Source organism: Aeromonas sp. 11P (assembly GCF_051920165.1).
GTDB lineage: Bacteria > Pseudomonadota > Gammaproteobacteria > Enterobacterales > Aeromonadaceae > Aeromonas > Aeromonas veronii.
This window is the reverse complement of sequence record NZ_JBQBDJ010000004.1, coordinates 480035-494031: the sequence shown is the minus strand read 5'-3', so window position 1 is coordinate 494031 and position 13997 is coordinate 480035. Positions and strand designations below refer to the sequence as shown.

Genomic DNA, 13997 nt, shown 5'->3' with positions numbered 1-13997 from the left:
AGCGGGTTGGCCTCTTTTATGATGGTTGCTGAGCGGTTGGAAACGCCGTCACCGGCAAGCTCAACCGAGCAGCGCATCCAGTCCGCTGGGGTCGTACAACAGCTCCGGCTCCATCAGCACCATCAACAACAGTTGCTCGAACTCCACCGCAAACCGCTCTACCACCCGATCCGGATCCGGTACCAGCTTCTTGTCGGTGATAAGGCCCAGCTGCACCTTGTGATCGTAAGAGAGGATGGAGACGCCGACGCCGATATCCCCCGATTGCGGCACCCAGAACAGCGGCTGACGCAATTTTGCTCCAGCCAGATAGAGGGTCTGCTGCGGGCCGGGCACGTTGGTGATCACTGCACTGGCCTTGGCCGTGAGCAGCTCGACGGCCTGCTGTTGCACCGCATTGGGGGCCATGCCAAGGGCATGTAACAGGTTGAGCACCACCACGGGTTGCAGCGAGGTGCGCAGCGCCTGCATCCGGTCACGCACGGTATAGAGCCGCTGCAACGGGTGTTCAACATCCAGTGGCAAGTCCAGGGCCACCAGCCCGAAGCGGTTGCCAAGCGCCCCCTCATCATCCGGCGCACGCATATTGACTGGTACCAGGGCGCGGATCTTGACCTTGTTGGCGTTATCCCCACTCTCCTGCAGGTAGTGGCGAAACGCCCCGGCGGTGGCGGCGATCAGCAGATCGTTGACCGAGCAGCCCAGTACCTTGCCCACCGCCTTGATATCCGGCAGATCAATTTGCTCCGACCAAGCCACCCGCTTGGTGCTGGTGGTCTTGCCTCGCAGGCGGCAGGGGGAATCATCACTGAGGGTAGCGATATTACACAGCTCGCTCGCCACATCCCGTCCGGTCTTGAGGTAATCCACCGCCTTGGTGGGATGGGTAACCACTTCGACATATTTGGACCAGAGGTTCCCGGTCAGCTTGAGACCGGCCCGCACCAGACGGCTTCCCTGGTGGCAATCCTCTTCATCCTCGTCATCGCTGTCATCCAGTGGCTCCGGTGACGGTGGTCGCGGCGCCCCTTCCGGGGTGTTATCCATCATGGTCAGCATGGCCCGCACCAGCGAGAAGCCGTCGCCCATGGCGTGGTGAATGCGCACCACCAGCGCTTGACCACCCAGCGAAGTGTCGGTCAGGTGCATATCCCACAGGGGGCGCTGGTGGTTGAGCGGTGTCGAGGCGAGATCGGCCATCAGCTTCTCCAGCTCTAGTTTGCCTGCGTTACCCGGCAGGATCACTCGCTTGAGGTGCTGATCGAGATCGAAATCGGGGTCATGGCGCCAGTAGTAGGAGCCCCCTTCCAACACGGCCCGCTGGTGGAAGCGAGGTTGCACCGAAATGGTGTGGCGTAATCCGGCCCGCAAACGCGTTTCATCAAGCTCCCCTTCAAACATCAGGACGCCGATGATCTGCATCAGGTTGTTGGGTCTGTCCATGCGTAACCAGGCGGTATCGACGCAGGAGATAAATTCACTCAGTGGCATGGTTGTTTCCCTACAAAATGAATTTACCGAGGCGGCAAGTTACTCCTGCCCTCATAGCCTGATGAAGGCGTGATGCAATCAAGATGACATGAATGAGTGCCGACCCGAAATATGAAACAAAGATGAAAGATCACTTAAAAAATAGAGTAGAGACCTCGCCGGATAATTAATTCGGCAGACGATATGGCTTGCCAACTTATTTCCAACAGTCATCCTTCACCGCTGATTTATTTAATTCCTGTGCCACGATATGTTTCAAACATGTTTGGGGCAAGGTAAGCGATTATCGACATAATCGAGGATCTCTTGCTCCAGTACGCTGCGTACCGGCAACAGCATCAAGCCAAGATGTACTTCCAGTTCCAGGTTTTCATCGTCCAGGGTGAGAGTGCCATGTACCCCTGAGCCGCGAAAGCGAAGCTCTGTCTCCTCTTCATCTGCCCATTCGCAATCGAGTTGATAGCTCTCGCTCATGTCCGCAGCAATGGCTTCGGCCGCGAGGCGGGCCGCGGCCAGTCCCAACGGATGCTGCCGGCTGATCTGAATGATAGAGAGTGCGCTGTTGCCAGCGAGCGAGTTGAAGAACATGGTTGTTACTCTGGGTCAGAAGATATTTATTGATATTAAACACATGTTCACAACAAGTGAAAGGGCCGTTCACATAAATGGGACTCACTTAACAGAGTCGAGCGGGATGCAGGCCATCAGCGGGGCATGGCATTTATTCCCTCCCCTGTGCGCGCTACACTTGGCACAGAACCTTAAGCAAAAGCTGCTTGTTTTTCATTCACTTGTATCTTCGAATCACTCAATCCCCATCAATGGGCCCAAGGCCAGAGAGCGGTAGATGACCCATCAAGAACATGCCCATGACGACGATAGCACCCTGGGTCGGCTCTACTGCCAGCTCAAGCGGGTTGCAGCCTTGCGCGAGCAGATGCGTGCTCACCCGGCGGATCAGCAGGATCGGGATCGGCTACGCCAGTGGCAGGCCGACCGGTTGGGGCGAACCCATCGTGATCTGCTGGAGAGTGACCGCTATGGCCCTGCCGCCGAGTTTTTCCTGACCGATCTCTATGGCCCCGGGGATTGCGCCCGCCGCGATGCGGACGTGATGCGGGTGATGCCGACCGCCGAGCGGCTGTTGCCGGAGTCCGGCCTCAAGGTGCTGGCGCAGGCGATCGAGCTCGACGCTCTCTCCGAAGAGCTGGACTACCTGATGGTGGTGGCGCTGCGGCGCATTGATGGCATTGATCCCATCACGCCGGACCACTACACCATCGCCTACCGTGCCGTAGGTGAACAGGCACGCCGTGAACATCAAATTGCATTGGTGAGTGAGCTTGGCATGACGCTGGACAGACTGGCGAGAAAGCCGCTGCTGGGGGCGACCCTCAAGCTGGTGTCAGGGCCCGCCCATCTGGCGGGGCTTGGCGAGCTCTTCTCCTTTGTCGAGCGTGGGTATCAGGTGTGTCACCAGATGGGGCGTGCCAACGAGTTTCTCGAGACCATCGCCAGTCGCGAGACGGCGATCATGAGGGCGCTCTTTAGCGGCGGCAGCAGTGCGCTGGGGTAAGGCTTATCGAGGGATAGGCCGCCAGAATAACAAAGCGGGCCGATGGGCCCGCTTTTCGTTTATCGCTGTTTGCCAGTAGATATCGGTCAGATCACCAGCAGATCCATAAAGGCGTGTACCGGGGTGGCGGCAAGCCGCGGCCCGTCCTGACAGAGGGCAAGGATGTCGCTGACTCGTTTCGTCGGGAAGCGGGTGGCCAGATTGTGCTGGAATTTCTCCACCAGCAGCGGGATCCCCTCCTCCCGGCGGCGACGATGGCCGACCGGGTACTCCACCTCCACCTTGGCGGTGTGAGTGCCGTCCTTGAAGAAGATCTGGATGGCGTTGGCAATGGAGCGCTTGTCTGCCTCCAGATATTCACGGCTGTAGCGTTTATCCTCCTGCACCACCATCTTGCTGCGCAGGCCATCGATGCGGGGATCGGCAGCCACGTCATCTTCGTAATCCTCGGCGATCAGGCGACCGAAGATGAGCGGCACTGCCACCATGTACTGCAGGCAGTGATCCCGATCGGCCGGGTTGTTGAGGGCGCCGACCTTGCTGATGATGCGAATGGCCGACTCATGGGTGGTGAGCTCGATGCGATCGATCTCCTCCAGCCGTCCCTTCACCTGACCGTGTAGCTTCATGGCGCACTCCACTGCGGTCTGGGCGTGGAACTCGGCGGGATAGGAGATCTTGAACAGCACGTTTTCCATCACATAACTGCCGTACCCCTGATGCAGGGCGAACTGGTTGCCCTTGAACAGTACATCGTAGAACCCCCACTTGGGGGCGCTCAGTACGCCGGGATAGCCCATCTCGCCGCTCATGGTGATAAGGGCGAGGCGCACTGCGCGAGAGGTAGCATCCCCCGCTGCCCAGCTCTTGCGCGACCCAGCATTGGGGGCATGACGGTAGGTTCGCAGGCTCTGGCCATCGACCCAGGCCTGGGAGATCGCATCGATCACCTGATCACGGGTGCCGCCAAGCATATGAGTCACCACGGCGGTACTGGCAACCTTGACCAGTACCACGTGATCGAGACCGACCCGATTGAAGGAGTTCTCCAGCGCCAGCCCCCCCTGAATTTCGTGGGCTTTGACCATGGCAATCAGCACATCGCTCATGGTGAGCGGCGCCTTGCCCTCGGCGACGCGGGTACGGGAGAGCCAGTCGGCGGTGGCCAGAATGCCGCCCAGATTGTCGGAGGGGTGACCCCACTCGGCCGCCAGCCAGGTGTCGTTGTAATCGAGCCAGCGGATGATGGCGCCGATATCCCAGGCTGCCTTGACCGGATCGAGGCAGAGCTGGGTACCGGGCACGCGAGCGCCGTGTGGTACGAGGGTGCCGGGGACTATGGGGCCAAGGTGCTTGGTACACTCGGGGAAGCGCAGGGCCAAGAGGCCACAGCCTAGCGTGTCCATCAGGCAGTAGCGGGCGGTGTCGAGGGCCGCCTGGCTGTTAATGGGGTGGTTGCAGACATAATCGGCAATATCGACCAGCACCTGATCGGGGTCTGGTCTGTGGTTGACGTCGACGTTGGCGGACATCGTGACTTCCTTATCGTTGTTGTAGAGAGACAAAGTGACGGGGGGCCGGGCCGACATAATCGGCGCTCGGGCGGATGATCCGGTTGTGCTCGCGCTGCTCCATCACGTGGGCGCACCAGCCGGTGACCCGCGAGCAGACGAAGATGGGGGTGAACAGCTTGGTTGGGATCCCCATGTAGTGATAGGCGCTGGCGTGGAAGAAGTCTGCGTTGGGAAAGAGCTCTTTCTCTTCCCACATCACCTTCTCCGCCTCGCAAGAGACGCGGTAGAGGCGATCATCCCCTACCGCCTCGGCGAGCTTGGCCGACCACTCCTTGATGATGACGTTGCGCGGATCAGAAGTGCGGTAGATGGCGTGGCCAAAGCCCATGATCTTCTCCTTGGCCGCCAGCTTGGCCAGCAGTTCGCGCCTTGCCTGCGCTTCATCCTGCCAGTGTTCGATCATCGCCATGGCCGCCTCGTTGGCGCCGCCGTGGAGCGGGCCACGCAGGGTGCCGATGGCGGCGGTGATACAGGAGAACATGTCAGAGAGCGTCGAGGCGCAAACCCGCGCAGCAAAGGTAGAGGCGTTGAACTCATGCTCGGCGTAGAGGATAAGGGAGACATGCATCACCCGCCGCTCCAGCTCGCTCGGTGCCTTCTGGTGCAGCAGCGCCAGAAAGTGGCCACCGATACACTCCTCGTCGCTGTCGAGGGCGATACGAATACCTTCATGGCTGAACTTGTACCAGTAGATCAGAATGCCCGGAAAGGCGGCCAGCAGCCGATCCGCCACTTCATGCTCATGCTCGAAACCATCTTCCGGTTCCAGATCGCCGAGCATGGAACAGCCGGTGCGCAGCACATCCATGGGATGAGCATCGGCGGGAATGCGCTCCAGTACCTCCAGCAGCGGCTGGGGCAAGGTGCGCAGGCGGCGCAGCTCGCGCTTGTAGGTGTCAAGCTGCTGCTCACCGGGCAACTCACCCTTGAGCAGCAGATAGGCGACCTCCTCGAACTGGGCGCTGTCGGCCAGCTCCTTGATGTCATAGCCGCGATAGGTAAGACCTGTGCCGCTCTTGCCCACGGTGCAGATGCTGGTCTCCCCTGCGCTTTGGCCGCGCAGACCGGCCCCGCCCAACGGTTTTTGCTGTCCCATAAGCTGCCTCCTATTCCTTGGCTGTAAACAGACGATCCAGTGTCTGCTCGTAGTGGTGATATCCGAGGAAGTCGTAGAGCGACTCCCGGGTCTGCATGGTCTCCACGACGGCCCTTTGATGGCCATCCTGGCGAATATGTTGATAGACGTTGAGGGCGGCCTGATTGGCGGCCCGGTTGGCGCTTAACGGGTAGAGCACCATGTCGACCCCGTGGGCGGCCAGTTGCTCTTTGTCAAACAGCGCGGTTTTGCCGAACTCGGTCATGTTGGCGAGGATCGGCACTTTGGCCGCCTGCTTGAACTGGTCGTACTGGGCAAGCTCGGTCACCGCCTCGGCGAAGATCATGTCGGCCCCGGCGGCCACATAGGCAGCGGTGCGTTCAAGAGCAGACTCCATCCCCTCCACCGCCAGTGCATCGGTGCGGGCCATGATGACGAACTCGCTATTCTCGCGGGCATCCACCGCTGCCTTGATGCGATCGCACATCTCCTCAAGCGTGACCACCGTCTTGTTGGGGCGATGACCACAACGCTTCTGAGCCACCTGATCTTCGATATGGACGGCGGCAACCCCGGCCCGCTCGAACGCGCGAATGGTGCGGGCGATATTGAATGCCCCGCCCCAGCCGGTGTCGATATCAACCAGCAGCGGCACACGGGTCGCCGCTGTGATCCGTTCGGCATCGATCAGCACGTCGTTGAGGGAGGTCATACCGAGATCCGGCAAGCCATAGGAGGCATTGGCTACTCCGGCGCCGGAGAGATAAAGAGCTTGAAAGCCGCTGCGTTCGGCCATCAGCGCCATGTAGGCATTGATGGTGCCGACGATCTGCAGGGGATGTTCATTGGCAAGAGCGGTGCGAAAGCGCAGGCCTGCCGAGGGGGACAAACTGGACATCATGACTCCTTTCACCTGTCTAGTCTGGCTATCTAATATCACGTTTACGTTAACGTCAATTATACTTTCGTAACATTCCGGCTGCAGGCAAGACAGGAAACCGGTTTTAGGGTAAATTTCACCAATTCCTTCAACAGGTTGAATTGTATGATGGAGCCCGGTTCCGTAATTGTCTGTCCGGCGTGCGACTTGCTGATCCAGCGCAAAGCACTGCCGCTGCGTCGCCATGCCCACTGCCCGCGTTGTCACCAACATCTCTATGGCCGTTATGCCTTTCGTCCCTCCCAGTTGATGGCCCTTACCATCACCGGATTTCTGCTGCTACCCTCCGCCTTTTTTGAACCGCTGATCTATCTGCGGCTGGCTGGGGTCAACACCGACGCCGACCTGCTGCGCGGTATCCTGGTGCTGTTTGGCGAAAGTGAGTTTTGGGTGGCCTCTTTGGTGCTTTGGTGCGCCGTACTGGCACCGGTAGGATTATTGGCGGGGATCTTTGTGCTGGCTTCGGGTCTGGCCAAACGTTGGCACATTCTTCCCGTCACCTTGAAGCTGGTCGAGGTGTTTCGCCACTGGGCCATGCTGGAGGTCTATATCGTCAGCCTGCTGGTTGCCCTGTTCAAACTGATCGACATCGCCGATGTGCGCCTCGGTGGCGGGTTGCTCAGCCTCGGTATTTTGATGCTGCTCAACATGACCCTGCTGATCCTGTTTGACCCCGCCCCCTACTGGGCGCGGATCCCGTTAAAGGAGCCGGAACATGACCAGCGCCCGTGAGATGGGACTCTGCCGCTGCCATACCTGTGGTTTGCTGGTGCGCTATCAAGCCGGGGCAGTCTGCCCCCGTTGCAGCAGCAAATTGCAGGTGCGCATTCCCCGTTCCCTCGCCTGGTCGTGGGGCTTGCTGGCGCTCGCCACCTTCATGTTGCTGCCTGCCAATCTGTTGCCCATAACCCATTTCTACAACAAGGGGTTGCTGCAGTCAGATACCATCTTCAGCGGTATCATGATGCTCTATCGCAGCAAAATGAGCGGGATTGCCACCATAGTTCTCACCGCCAGCATACTGGTACCCGTGGGCAAGATATTGGGGCTGGGCTGGATCTGCTGGCAGTTGCAGCGGGCCAAGCCGGTGCGGCGCAAGCGCCAGCTGGTGATGTATCGGGTGATCGATTTTATCGGTCGCTGGTCGATGCTGGACTTGTTCGTGATTTCGCTGATGGTGGCGCTGGTCGATCGGGGTGTGTTGCTGAGTGTCCGCGCTGGCCCGGGGGCCACCGCCTTTGCCGGTGTGGTAGTGCTGACCATGATGTCGGCCCGCATGCTCGATACCCGTTTACTGTGGGACAAGGCGGCCCGTTGATGATTTCTCTGTTTTTGTCTGATGTGCTGTTTAATCCAGCCAATAAGGAGTCACTATGATCGGGGCTGAACCCGTCATCGAAAAGCGCCGCTGGTTATCGCCGGTCTGGCTGTTACCCCTGATAGCCCTGCTGCTGGCGGGTGGCTTTCTCTATCAGCAGGTATTGAGCCGTGGCCAGCTTATCCAGATCAACTTCGCCCAGGGCAACGGCATCTTGCCGGGTAAAACCCAGGTGCGTTATCAGGGGGTGGCTATCGGCGTGGTGCAAGAGCTGGAGCTGGCTGAAGATGGCCGCAAGATTGCGGTGATGGCCAAGATTGACAGCCGTGCCAGACCGCTGATCCGCAAGGGATCCGACTTCTGGCTGGTGAGCCCCAAAGCGTCGCTCACCGAGATCTCCGGACTCGATACCCTGGTCTCCGGCAACTACATCAACCTGCAACCGGGGCGTGAAAGCAATCCGCTGGAGGAGACCTTTGATGCACTGGAGGGTCCTCCCCCCGGCTATCAGGCTCAGGGGCGGATGCTGCACCTGACCGCCGATTCGCTGGGTTCGGTGGGGATTGGCGCCAAGCTCTATTTCCGCGGTATCGAGGTGGGCAGCGTCATCAATACCCGCCTGGGTCAGGACAACCAGAACGTCATTCTGGATCTGGTGATCGAGCCGCGTTTCGAGCATCTGGTCAAAGCTGATACCCGCTTCTGGAATATCAGCGGTATCAAGGGCTCCTTCAGTCTGGCCGGGGTGAGCGTGGAGGCCGGCAGCCTCACCTCCATTCTGAGCGGCGGCATTGCCTTTGACTCGCCCAAAGATTCACCGGAACCGGAGAAGGGACAGACTTTCGTCCTCTATAAAGGGCTGGCGGAAGCGGCACGCGGCTCGCGTATCGACATTGCGGCTGGCGATCTCCCGGTCAAGGAGGGGATGCCCATCCTCTATGAGGGGATCGAGATTGGTCGTATCGACCCCATTCGCCTCACCGACAAAGGCCGGGTGGTCACAGCGCTGATCAACCCGGAGCAGGCCTATCGCATTACCGACAAGAGTCAACTGGTGTGGGAGAGCGTCTCCCTCTCCGCGACCGGCGTGCAGCATGCAGATCGCCTGCTCTCCGGCCCGGCCATTCGCCTCGACTATATGGCGGGCAAACCGGTACAGAAGATGACCCTGACCGATCGCGCCCCCCAGAGCGGCACCAAGGTGATGCTGCAGGCTGACGATCTGGCGGGGCTCAATCAGGATGCACCTGTTTGGTACAAGGGATTGCAGGTGGGGCGTATCAGCCAGCTCACCCTGGATGCGCGCGGCAATGCTAGCGTCGAGCTGGTGATGGCGCCGAACTATGGTCATCTGCTCAACCGTGCCCGCTTCTATCGCGCCGCCCCGCTGCAGATCGATGCCGATCTGAGCGGTATTAAGGTGGAAACCAGTCCGGCCAGTGCCTGGTTGGGAGGCGGGATCAAGCTGATACAAGCCAGCAGTGGCGAGCGGATTAACCGTCTCTACCCGAGTCAGGAGCTGGCACTGCTCGGTACCCGTGATGCCAAGCCGCAGCGCTGGTTGCTCAAGGCAGATCAGGCCGATGGCATTGGCATTGGCTCGCCTGTGCTCTATCTGGGGCTGGAAGCGGGCAAGGTCAAACAGCTACGCGCCGCCAAAGAGGGAGTCGAGATCGAACTCGAGATTGATGGGGTCTATGCTCCCCTCCTCGCCCAGCAACCCCAGTTCTGGAAAAAACCGGCCATCGACACCAAGGTGCGGGTCGATGGGGTGCAGGTCAAGGTGGGCAACCTCGGTACCTTGCTGCGCGGTGCCATCGAGTTCGATCGGTTGGCCAACGGCCGCAGCAGTCATCAACTGTTCGATTCCAGGGAGCAAGCCAAGGCCAAGGTGCGCCAGCTGTCACTGGTGGCAGAGAGTAACCCGGGGCTCGGGATTGGCAGCCCGATCCGCTATCGTGGGGTCGATATCGGCAAAATTGAAGAGATCGAGCTGGAGCCGTCTCTGGGTCAGGTGATCTTCAAGGCCGAACTCGATGGCCACTATGCCGAGCGTTTCCTGCAGTCCGGCGCCCGCTTTACTCTGGTGCAGGCCAAGCTGGGGCTGGGCGGTGTCGCTCACCTCGATACCCTGATCAAGGGGGCGTTTGTAGAAGCTCAACCCGGTAAAGGCGCTGGCAAAGATCGCTTCCCCTTGAGTCAAGTCGGCCCGGTGGGTCTGGCCCTGACCCTCAAGAGCCCCTCCGTCAATGGCCTGAGCGTCGGCAGCCCGCTGCTGTTTCGCAAGATGGTGGTGGGCAGTGTCACCAAGGTGGCGTTGGCTCGGGATGGCAGCGAGGTGGTGATCGACGTTAACGTGGATCAGGAGTATGCCCATCTGGTGCGGGCCAACTCCCGTTTCTGGAATGTCTCCGGGGTCAAGGCGGATATCGGCCTGACCGGCGGCACTATCGAAGTGGAGACAGTACAGAGTTTGCTTGCCGGCGGCATCGCCTTCAATACTCCGGAGAAGGAGATGGGGCCGACCGTCAAAGCGGGCCACAGCTATGCGCTCTACAGCAAGGCCGAGAAAGAGTGGTTAGAGTGGAGCCCGCGCATCCAGCCCTGATCCCTCCCCTTTACGTATATCCTACAAGCCCGGCATCGCGCCGGGCTTTTTTATATACCGGTGCCTGTTGATAGGGTTCAGATTCAGAATATTCTTAGCCTTGTGGTAGGATATCGCCCCTCTTTTTCGGTCAACGAGACGGCACAGTGCACGACAACACCTTCCTTCCCGATTACTTTTTACGCCACATTGCGGCCATCATGCCGACCCATCTCTCGATGGATGACTTTGTGGCAAGTTGTCGACGTCCGCTGCGCCGCAGCATTCGGGTCAATACCTTGAAGATCGCCGTCTCAGATTTCGTCACCCTGATGGAGCCACTGGGTTGGCAGCTCGATCCGGTACCCTGGTGTGATACCGGCTTCTGGCTGACCCGCAGCGATGAAACCGTCCCACTTGGCAACACCGCCGAGCACTTGAGCGGGCTCTTCTACATTCAGGAAGCGAGCTCCATGCTGCCGGTGACGGCGCTCTTTGCCAGCGACAAGATCAAAGCGGATGGCATGTTGCTGGATGCGGCGGCGGCCCCCGGATCCAAGACCACCCAGATAGCCGCTTTGATGAACAATCAGGGGATGCTGGTTGCCAACGAGTTTTCCAGCAGCCGGTTGAAAGTGCTTAGCGCCAATATCCAGCGCTGCGGCGTGACCAATGTGGGCATGACCCACTTTGACGCCAAGGTATTTGGCCAGTGGTTGCCGGAGACCTTCGATGCCATCCTGCTCGATGCTCCCTGCTCCGGCGAAGGGACGGTGCGCAAGGATGAAGATGCATTGCGCAACTGGAGCATCGAGAGCATCGACGAGATCGCGGCGGTGCAGCAAGGGTTGCTGGAGAGCGCCTTCCATGCCTTGAAACCGGGCGGCGTACTGGTCTACTCCACCTGCACCTTGAGCCAGCAGGAGAATCAGGCGGTCTGCCAATCCCTGCTGGACAAGTTTGGCGATGCGTTGAGTTTTGACTCGCTGTCCGACCTGTTCCCTCATGCTGAGCAGGCCTGCACATCCGAAGGATACCTGCACGTTTGGCCCCAGATCTTCGACAGTGAGGGCTTTTTCGTTGCCAGATTGCGCAAGCATCACTCCGTGCCAAACACCATGTTCAAGCCGGGCAAGCTCGGCAAATTCCCCTTTGCGCCGCTTCCAGCCAAAGAGGCAGAACCCATGTTGCGCGACATTGAGGCCAACTTTGGTGTGACGCCTCAAGGACAGCTGTTTGGTCGCAATGACGAGATCTGGCTCTTTCCGAAGCGGTTTGATCAGGTACAGGGCAAGCTGCGTTTCGATCGCATCGGTATCAAGCTGGCCGAGACCTTCAAGAAAGGCTATCGCCTCACCCATGAGTGGGCGCTGGCCTATGGTGATAAAGCGAGCAAGGGCGTGGTCGAACTGGACAGCGCCAACGCGCGGGAATTCATGATGGGGCGGGATGTCTGGCCAGAGCAGGATGCGGGCGCTGGCGAGGTGATCGTCCGCTATCAGGGACATACCCTGGGCATGGGGAAATGGGTGGGGAGTCGGGTCAAGAATGCCCTCCCCCGCGAGCTGGTGCGTGACAACAATCTGTTCAATGCGTAGTGAGTCGTTCGGTGCATCAGCACTTGAACGAGTCTGAAATACCCACACTCTGGTTGAACTTTTCTTCGGATCTTGAAAAGCCTTAAGCCTTGTCTAAGCTTAAGGCAATCCGAACACCAGTTAGCGCACGGCTCTGCAAGGAGCCAATTCCCCTATGCCAGGTACAAGGAATTCGTACCTGGCTTTTTTTATCTCTTCACGTATCGCTGTTACTTCACTCTTGGCTCTATTCGACGGTCTCTTCGAGCTGTGTGGCGACTCGATTTTCAAAAGGAGGTTCTCTACCCAACTCATGTTGGTAGAGCAGATCGATCGCCTGCTCGATGAGTGATGCCTGACTGTCTTCGAGATGAATACCCAGTGCGGCCAATCGTTCGGCGTGGCGATTGCTGATCCAGCATTGCAGCCGGGTATGGGTCTCCTGCTTGCGTTTTACATGTTGGCGCTGCCGCTCGGCATTGTTTTGGGACACCGCCTCTTGCCCTTCACGCACTGTCATTTCCTGGCTCATATGTCCTTGCGATGTTCCATTTGCGGATTTGTTATCTCTCATTACATGCCATTATCCATAGGAAGATGGCCCTTCCCCTTTGGGCTGCTGGCTGCACGGCAAATATATCATCAGATCAACAAGATATCATTTAACATAAAAAATGAAGTGACGCAGTTGTATCAAAGCAAACCATCTAGGGCATGATCGGAGAATTTGTGGGCGTCATCGAAGTACTCCTGCAGGGTTCGCATATCCTTGTGGCGCGTCACCTCAATGATCTTGTTCATCGGCTTGCCGGCCGTCACGGCCGAGGTGATAAATCCACGGCGCAGGCTATGGCCACTGACGTAGAGATCGTCGATGGTTTGACCTGTCCGCCGCTTGATCATCAAATTGATGCCCTGGGGACCGAGCGGTTCGGCCATCAGTTGACCCCAACGATTCATGCGCCGAAATAGCGGTCCCTCGCTGATCCGGCTTTTGTGTAGCCATTTTTGCAGTGCCGACACGGGGCAATAGTGTTTGCCCGGGATCAAGGCTATCTCGGTTTCATGCAGTTGATGTTTGCTCGGTTTTAGGCGAAGACGGATCCCCTGCCCCACAAAATCGAGATCGCTCACCTCAATCCGGGCCGCTTCCGAGCGGCGCAAGGCACCACTGAACATCAGGAGCAGCAGGGTGTGATCGCGCAAACCCGCCAGATCACAGGTGTCGATTCCATCCAGTACCTGGGTCAATTGTTGCAGCGTCAGGGCGCCAGTTTTGCGTTTACGGTTATCCCCCAACCTGACAATACCGCGCATCATCTCCTTGATTTCGGGATGTTCGGTGGGCATGGGGTGAATGCCTTTCTGCTTGAAGGCATAACGGATCCCCGCCAGCCGTCTCACCAGGGTTGCCGGTTTTCGAGGCTCGCCATTACGCAGTTCTCCCTTCCCCTCCTCTTTATCCAGCCATATCCAGTCGGCCAATACGCCGTCGGCCTGATCAGCGAGAAAATTCATGATGTCGTGATGGGTCGTTTGTAGCGGATCCAGCCCGTGCAATTGGCACCAGAAGACAAAAATACGGGTATCTGCCTGATAGGCATTGAGGGTGGAATCCGCTTTTGCACTGCGCAAAAAGCGGCGTGCCCGACTATTTAGCTGTGCATCGAAAACAGTCTGCAGTGACTGATGAGCCGGATTGGACAAGGTTGGATATGCCACGGAACACTATGATTTATATGAAGTTTGAGAGGATCTTACAGGATCCTCCACATACATCAAGTATCGATAATGAATATTATCGATACTTGATGTATGTTGTTTTTATACCCTTTAGC

The 13997-nt window shown here is 58.5% G+C and carries 12 protein-coding genes; 5 read left to right on the top strand and 7 right to left on the bottom strand.

Going from position 1 to position 13997, the window contains the following annotated elements:
- Positions 1-60: 60 nt before the first annotated feature.
- On the bottom strand, positions 61-1491 hold the full coding sequence (locus ACTG1P_RS02440; protein WP_440000396.1) for a wax ester/triacylglycerol synthase family O-acyltransferase: 1431 nt from the start codon (positions 1489-1491) through the stop codon (positions 61-63).
- A gap of 255 nt (positions 1492-1746) precedes the next feature.
- The gene (locus ACTG1P_RS02435; protein WP_440000395.1) at positions 1747-2079 is read right to left on the bottom strand and encodes a polyhydroxyalkanoic acid system family protein; all 333 of its coding nucleotides are present in this window, start codon (positions 2077-2079) and stop codon (positions 1747-1749) included.
- A 259-nt stretch (positions 2080-2338) separates the two neighbouring features.
- Between ACTG1P_RS02435 and ACTG1P_RS02430 the strand changes: the two genes are divergently transcribed.
- Positions 2339-3067 carry an FFLEELY motif protein gene (locus tag ACTG1P_RS02430; RefSeq protein WP_440000394.1) on the top strand — a complete coding sequence of 243 codons (729 nt, stop codon included), beginning with the start codon at positions 2339-2341 and terminating at the stop codon, positions 3065-3067.
- 86 nt (positions 3068-3153) lie between these two features.
- Here ACTG1P_RS02430 and ACTG1P_RS02425 read toward each other — a convergent pair whose 3' ends face one another.
- Genes ACTG1P_RS02425 through prpB form a run of 3 tightly spaced genes read right to left on the bottom strand, consistent with a single transcriptional unit; the run spans position 3154 to position 6635 of the window.
- Positions 3154-4599: a bifunctional 2-methylcitrate dehydratase/aconitate hydratase gene (locus ACTG1P_RS02425; protein ID WP_440000393.1), complete on the bottom strand. Its 1446-nt coding sequence runs from the start codon at positions 4597-4599 to the stop codon at positions 3154-3156.
- A 10-nt stretch (positions 4600-4609) separates the two neighbouring features.
- Positions 4610-5737: a bifunctional 2-methylcitrate synthase/citrate synthase gene (gene prpC / locus ACTG1P_RS02420; protein ID WP_440000392.1), complete on the bottom strand. Its 1128-nt coding sequence runs from the start codon at positions 5735-5737 to the stop codon at positions 4610-4612.
- A 10-nt stretch (positions 5738-5747) separates the two neighbouring features.
- Entirely contained in the window at positions 5748-6635 is an 888-nt protein-coding gene (prpB, locus tag ACTG1P_RS02415) for a methylisocitrate lyase (RefSeq protein ID WP_440000391.1), read from the bottom strand.
- 147 nt (positions 6636-6782) lie between these two features.
- Here prpB and ACTG1P_RS02410 point away from each other — a divergent pair, with 147 nt between their 5' ends.
- The 4 genes from ACTG1P_RS02410 to rsmF all read left to right on the top strand — a co-directional run bounded on the left by ACTG1P_RS02410 (position 6783) and on the right by rsmF (position 12180).
- On the top strand, positions 6783-7409 hold the full coding sequence (locus ACTG1P_RS02410) for a paraquat-inducible protein A (RefSeq protein WP_069526833.1): 627 nt from the start codon (positions 6783-6785) through the stop codon (positions 7407-7409).
- Positions 7393-7995: a paraquat-inducible protein A gene (locus ACTG1P_RS02405; protein ID WP_005333132.1), complete on the top strand. Its 603-nt coding sequence runs from the start codon at positions 7393-7395 to the stop codon at positions 7993-7995. Before ACTG1P_RS02410 ends, ACTG1P_RS02405 begins: the two co-directional genes overlap by 17 nt.
- Before the next feature lie 55 nt (positions 7996-8050).
- Positions 8051-10603: an MlaD family protein gene (locus ACTG1P_RS02400; protein ID WP_440000390.1), complete on the top strand. Its 2553-nt coding sequence runs from the start codon at positions 8051-8053 to the stop codon at positions 10601-10603.
- 146 nt (positions 10604-10749) lie between these two features.
- Positions 10750-12180, top strand: coding sequence for a 16S rRNA (cytosine(1407)-C(5))-methyltransferase RsmF (rsmF, locus tag ACTG1P_RS02395; protein WP_440000389.1), 1431 nt, complete (start codon positions 10750-10752; stop codon positions 12178-12180).
- A gap of 226 nt (positions 12181-12406) precedes the next feature.
- On the opposite strand, the gene ACTG1P_RS02390 is transcribed toward rsmF, so the two are convergent.
- Positions 12407-12691, bottom strand: a complete 285-nt coding sequence (locus ACTG1P_RS02390; RefSeq protein ID WP_440002273.1) for a RepB family protein — start codon at positions 12689-12691, stop codon at positions 12407-12409.
- Between the two features lie 161 nt (positions 12692-12852).
- Positions 12853-13881 (bottom strand): site-specific integrase, encoded by a 1029-nt coding sequence (locus ACTG1P_RS02385; RefSeq protein WP_440000388.1) that lies wholly within the window; start codon positions 13879-13881, stop codon positions 12853-12855.
- Positions 13882-13997 lie beyond the last annotated feature (116 nt).

Excerpts from the sequence above, each read along its gene's own strand:
- ACTG1P_RS02390 (WP_440002273.1), bottom strand. The coding sequence starts at position 12,691 with ATGAGCCAGGAAATGACAGTGCGTGAAGGGCAAGAGGCGGTGTCCCAA.
- ACTG1P_RS02405 (WP_005333132.1), top strand. The coding sequence starts at position 7,393 with ATGACCAGCGCCCGTGAGATGGGACTCTGCCGCTGCCATACCTGTGGT.
- prpC (WP_440000392.1), bottom strand. The coding sequence starts at position 5,737 with ATGGGACAGCAAAAACCGTTGGGCGGGGCCGGTCTGCGCGGCCAAAGC.
- prpB (WP_440000391.1), bottom strand. The coding sequence starts at position 6,635 with ATGTCCAGTTTGTCCCCCTCGGCAGGCCTGCGCTTTCGCACCGCTCTT.
- ACTG1P_RS02400 (WP_440000390.1), top strand. The coding sequence starts at position 8,051 with ATGATCGGGGCTGAACCCGTCATCGAAAAGCGCCGCTGGTTATCGCCG.
- ACTG1P_RS02425 (WP_440000393.1), bottom strand. The coding sequence starts at position 4,599 with ATGTCCGCCAACGTCGACGTCAACCACAGACCAGACCCCGATCAGGTG.
- ACTG1P_RS02410 (WP_069526833.1), top strand. The coding sequence starts at position 6,783 with ATGATGGAGCCCGGTTCCGTAATTGTCTGTCCGGCGTGCGACTTGCTG.
- ACTG1P_RS02435 (WP_440000395.1), bottom strand. The coding sequence starts at position 2,079 with ATGTTCTTCAACTCGCTCGCTGGCAACAGCGCACTCTCTATCATTCAG.
- ACTG1P_RS02440 (WP_440000396.1), bottom strand. The coding sequence starts at position 1,491 with ATGCCACTGAGTGAATTTATCTCCTGCGTCGATACCGCCTGGTTACGC.
- ACTG1P_RS02430 (WP_440000394.1), top strand. The coding sequence starts at position 2,339 with ATGACCCATCAAGAACATGCCCATGACGACGATAGCACCCTGGGTCGG.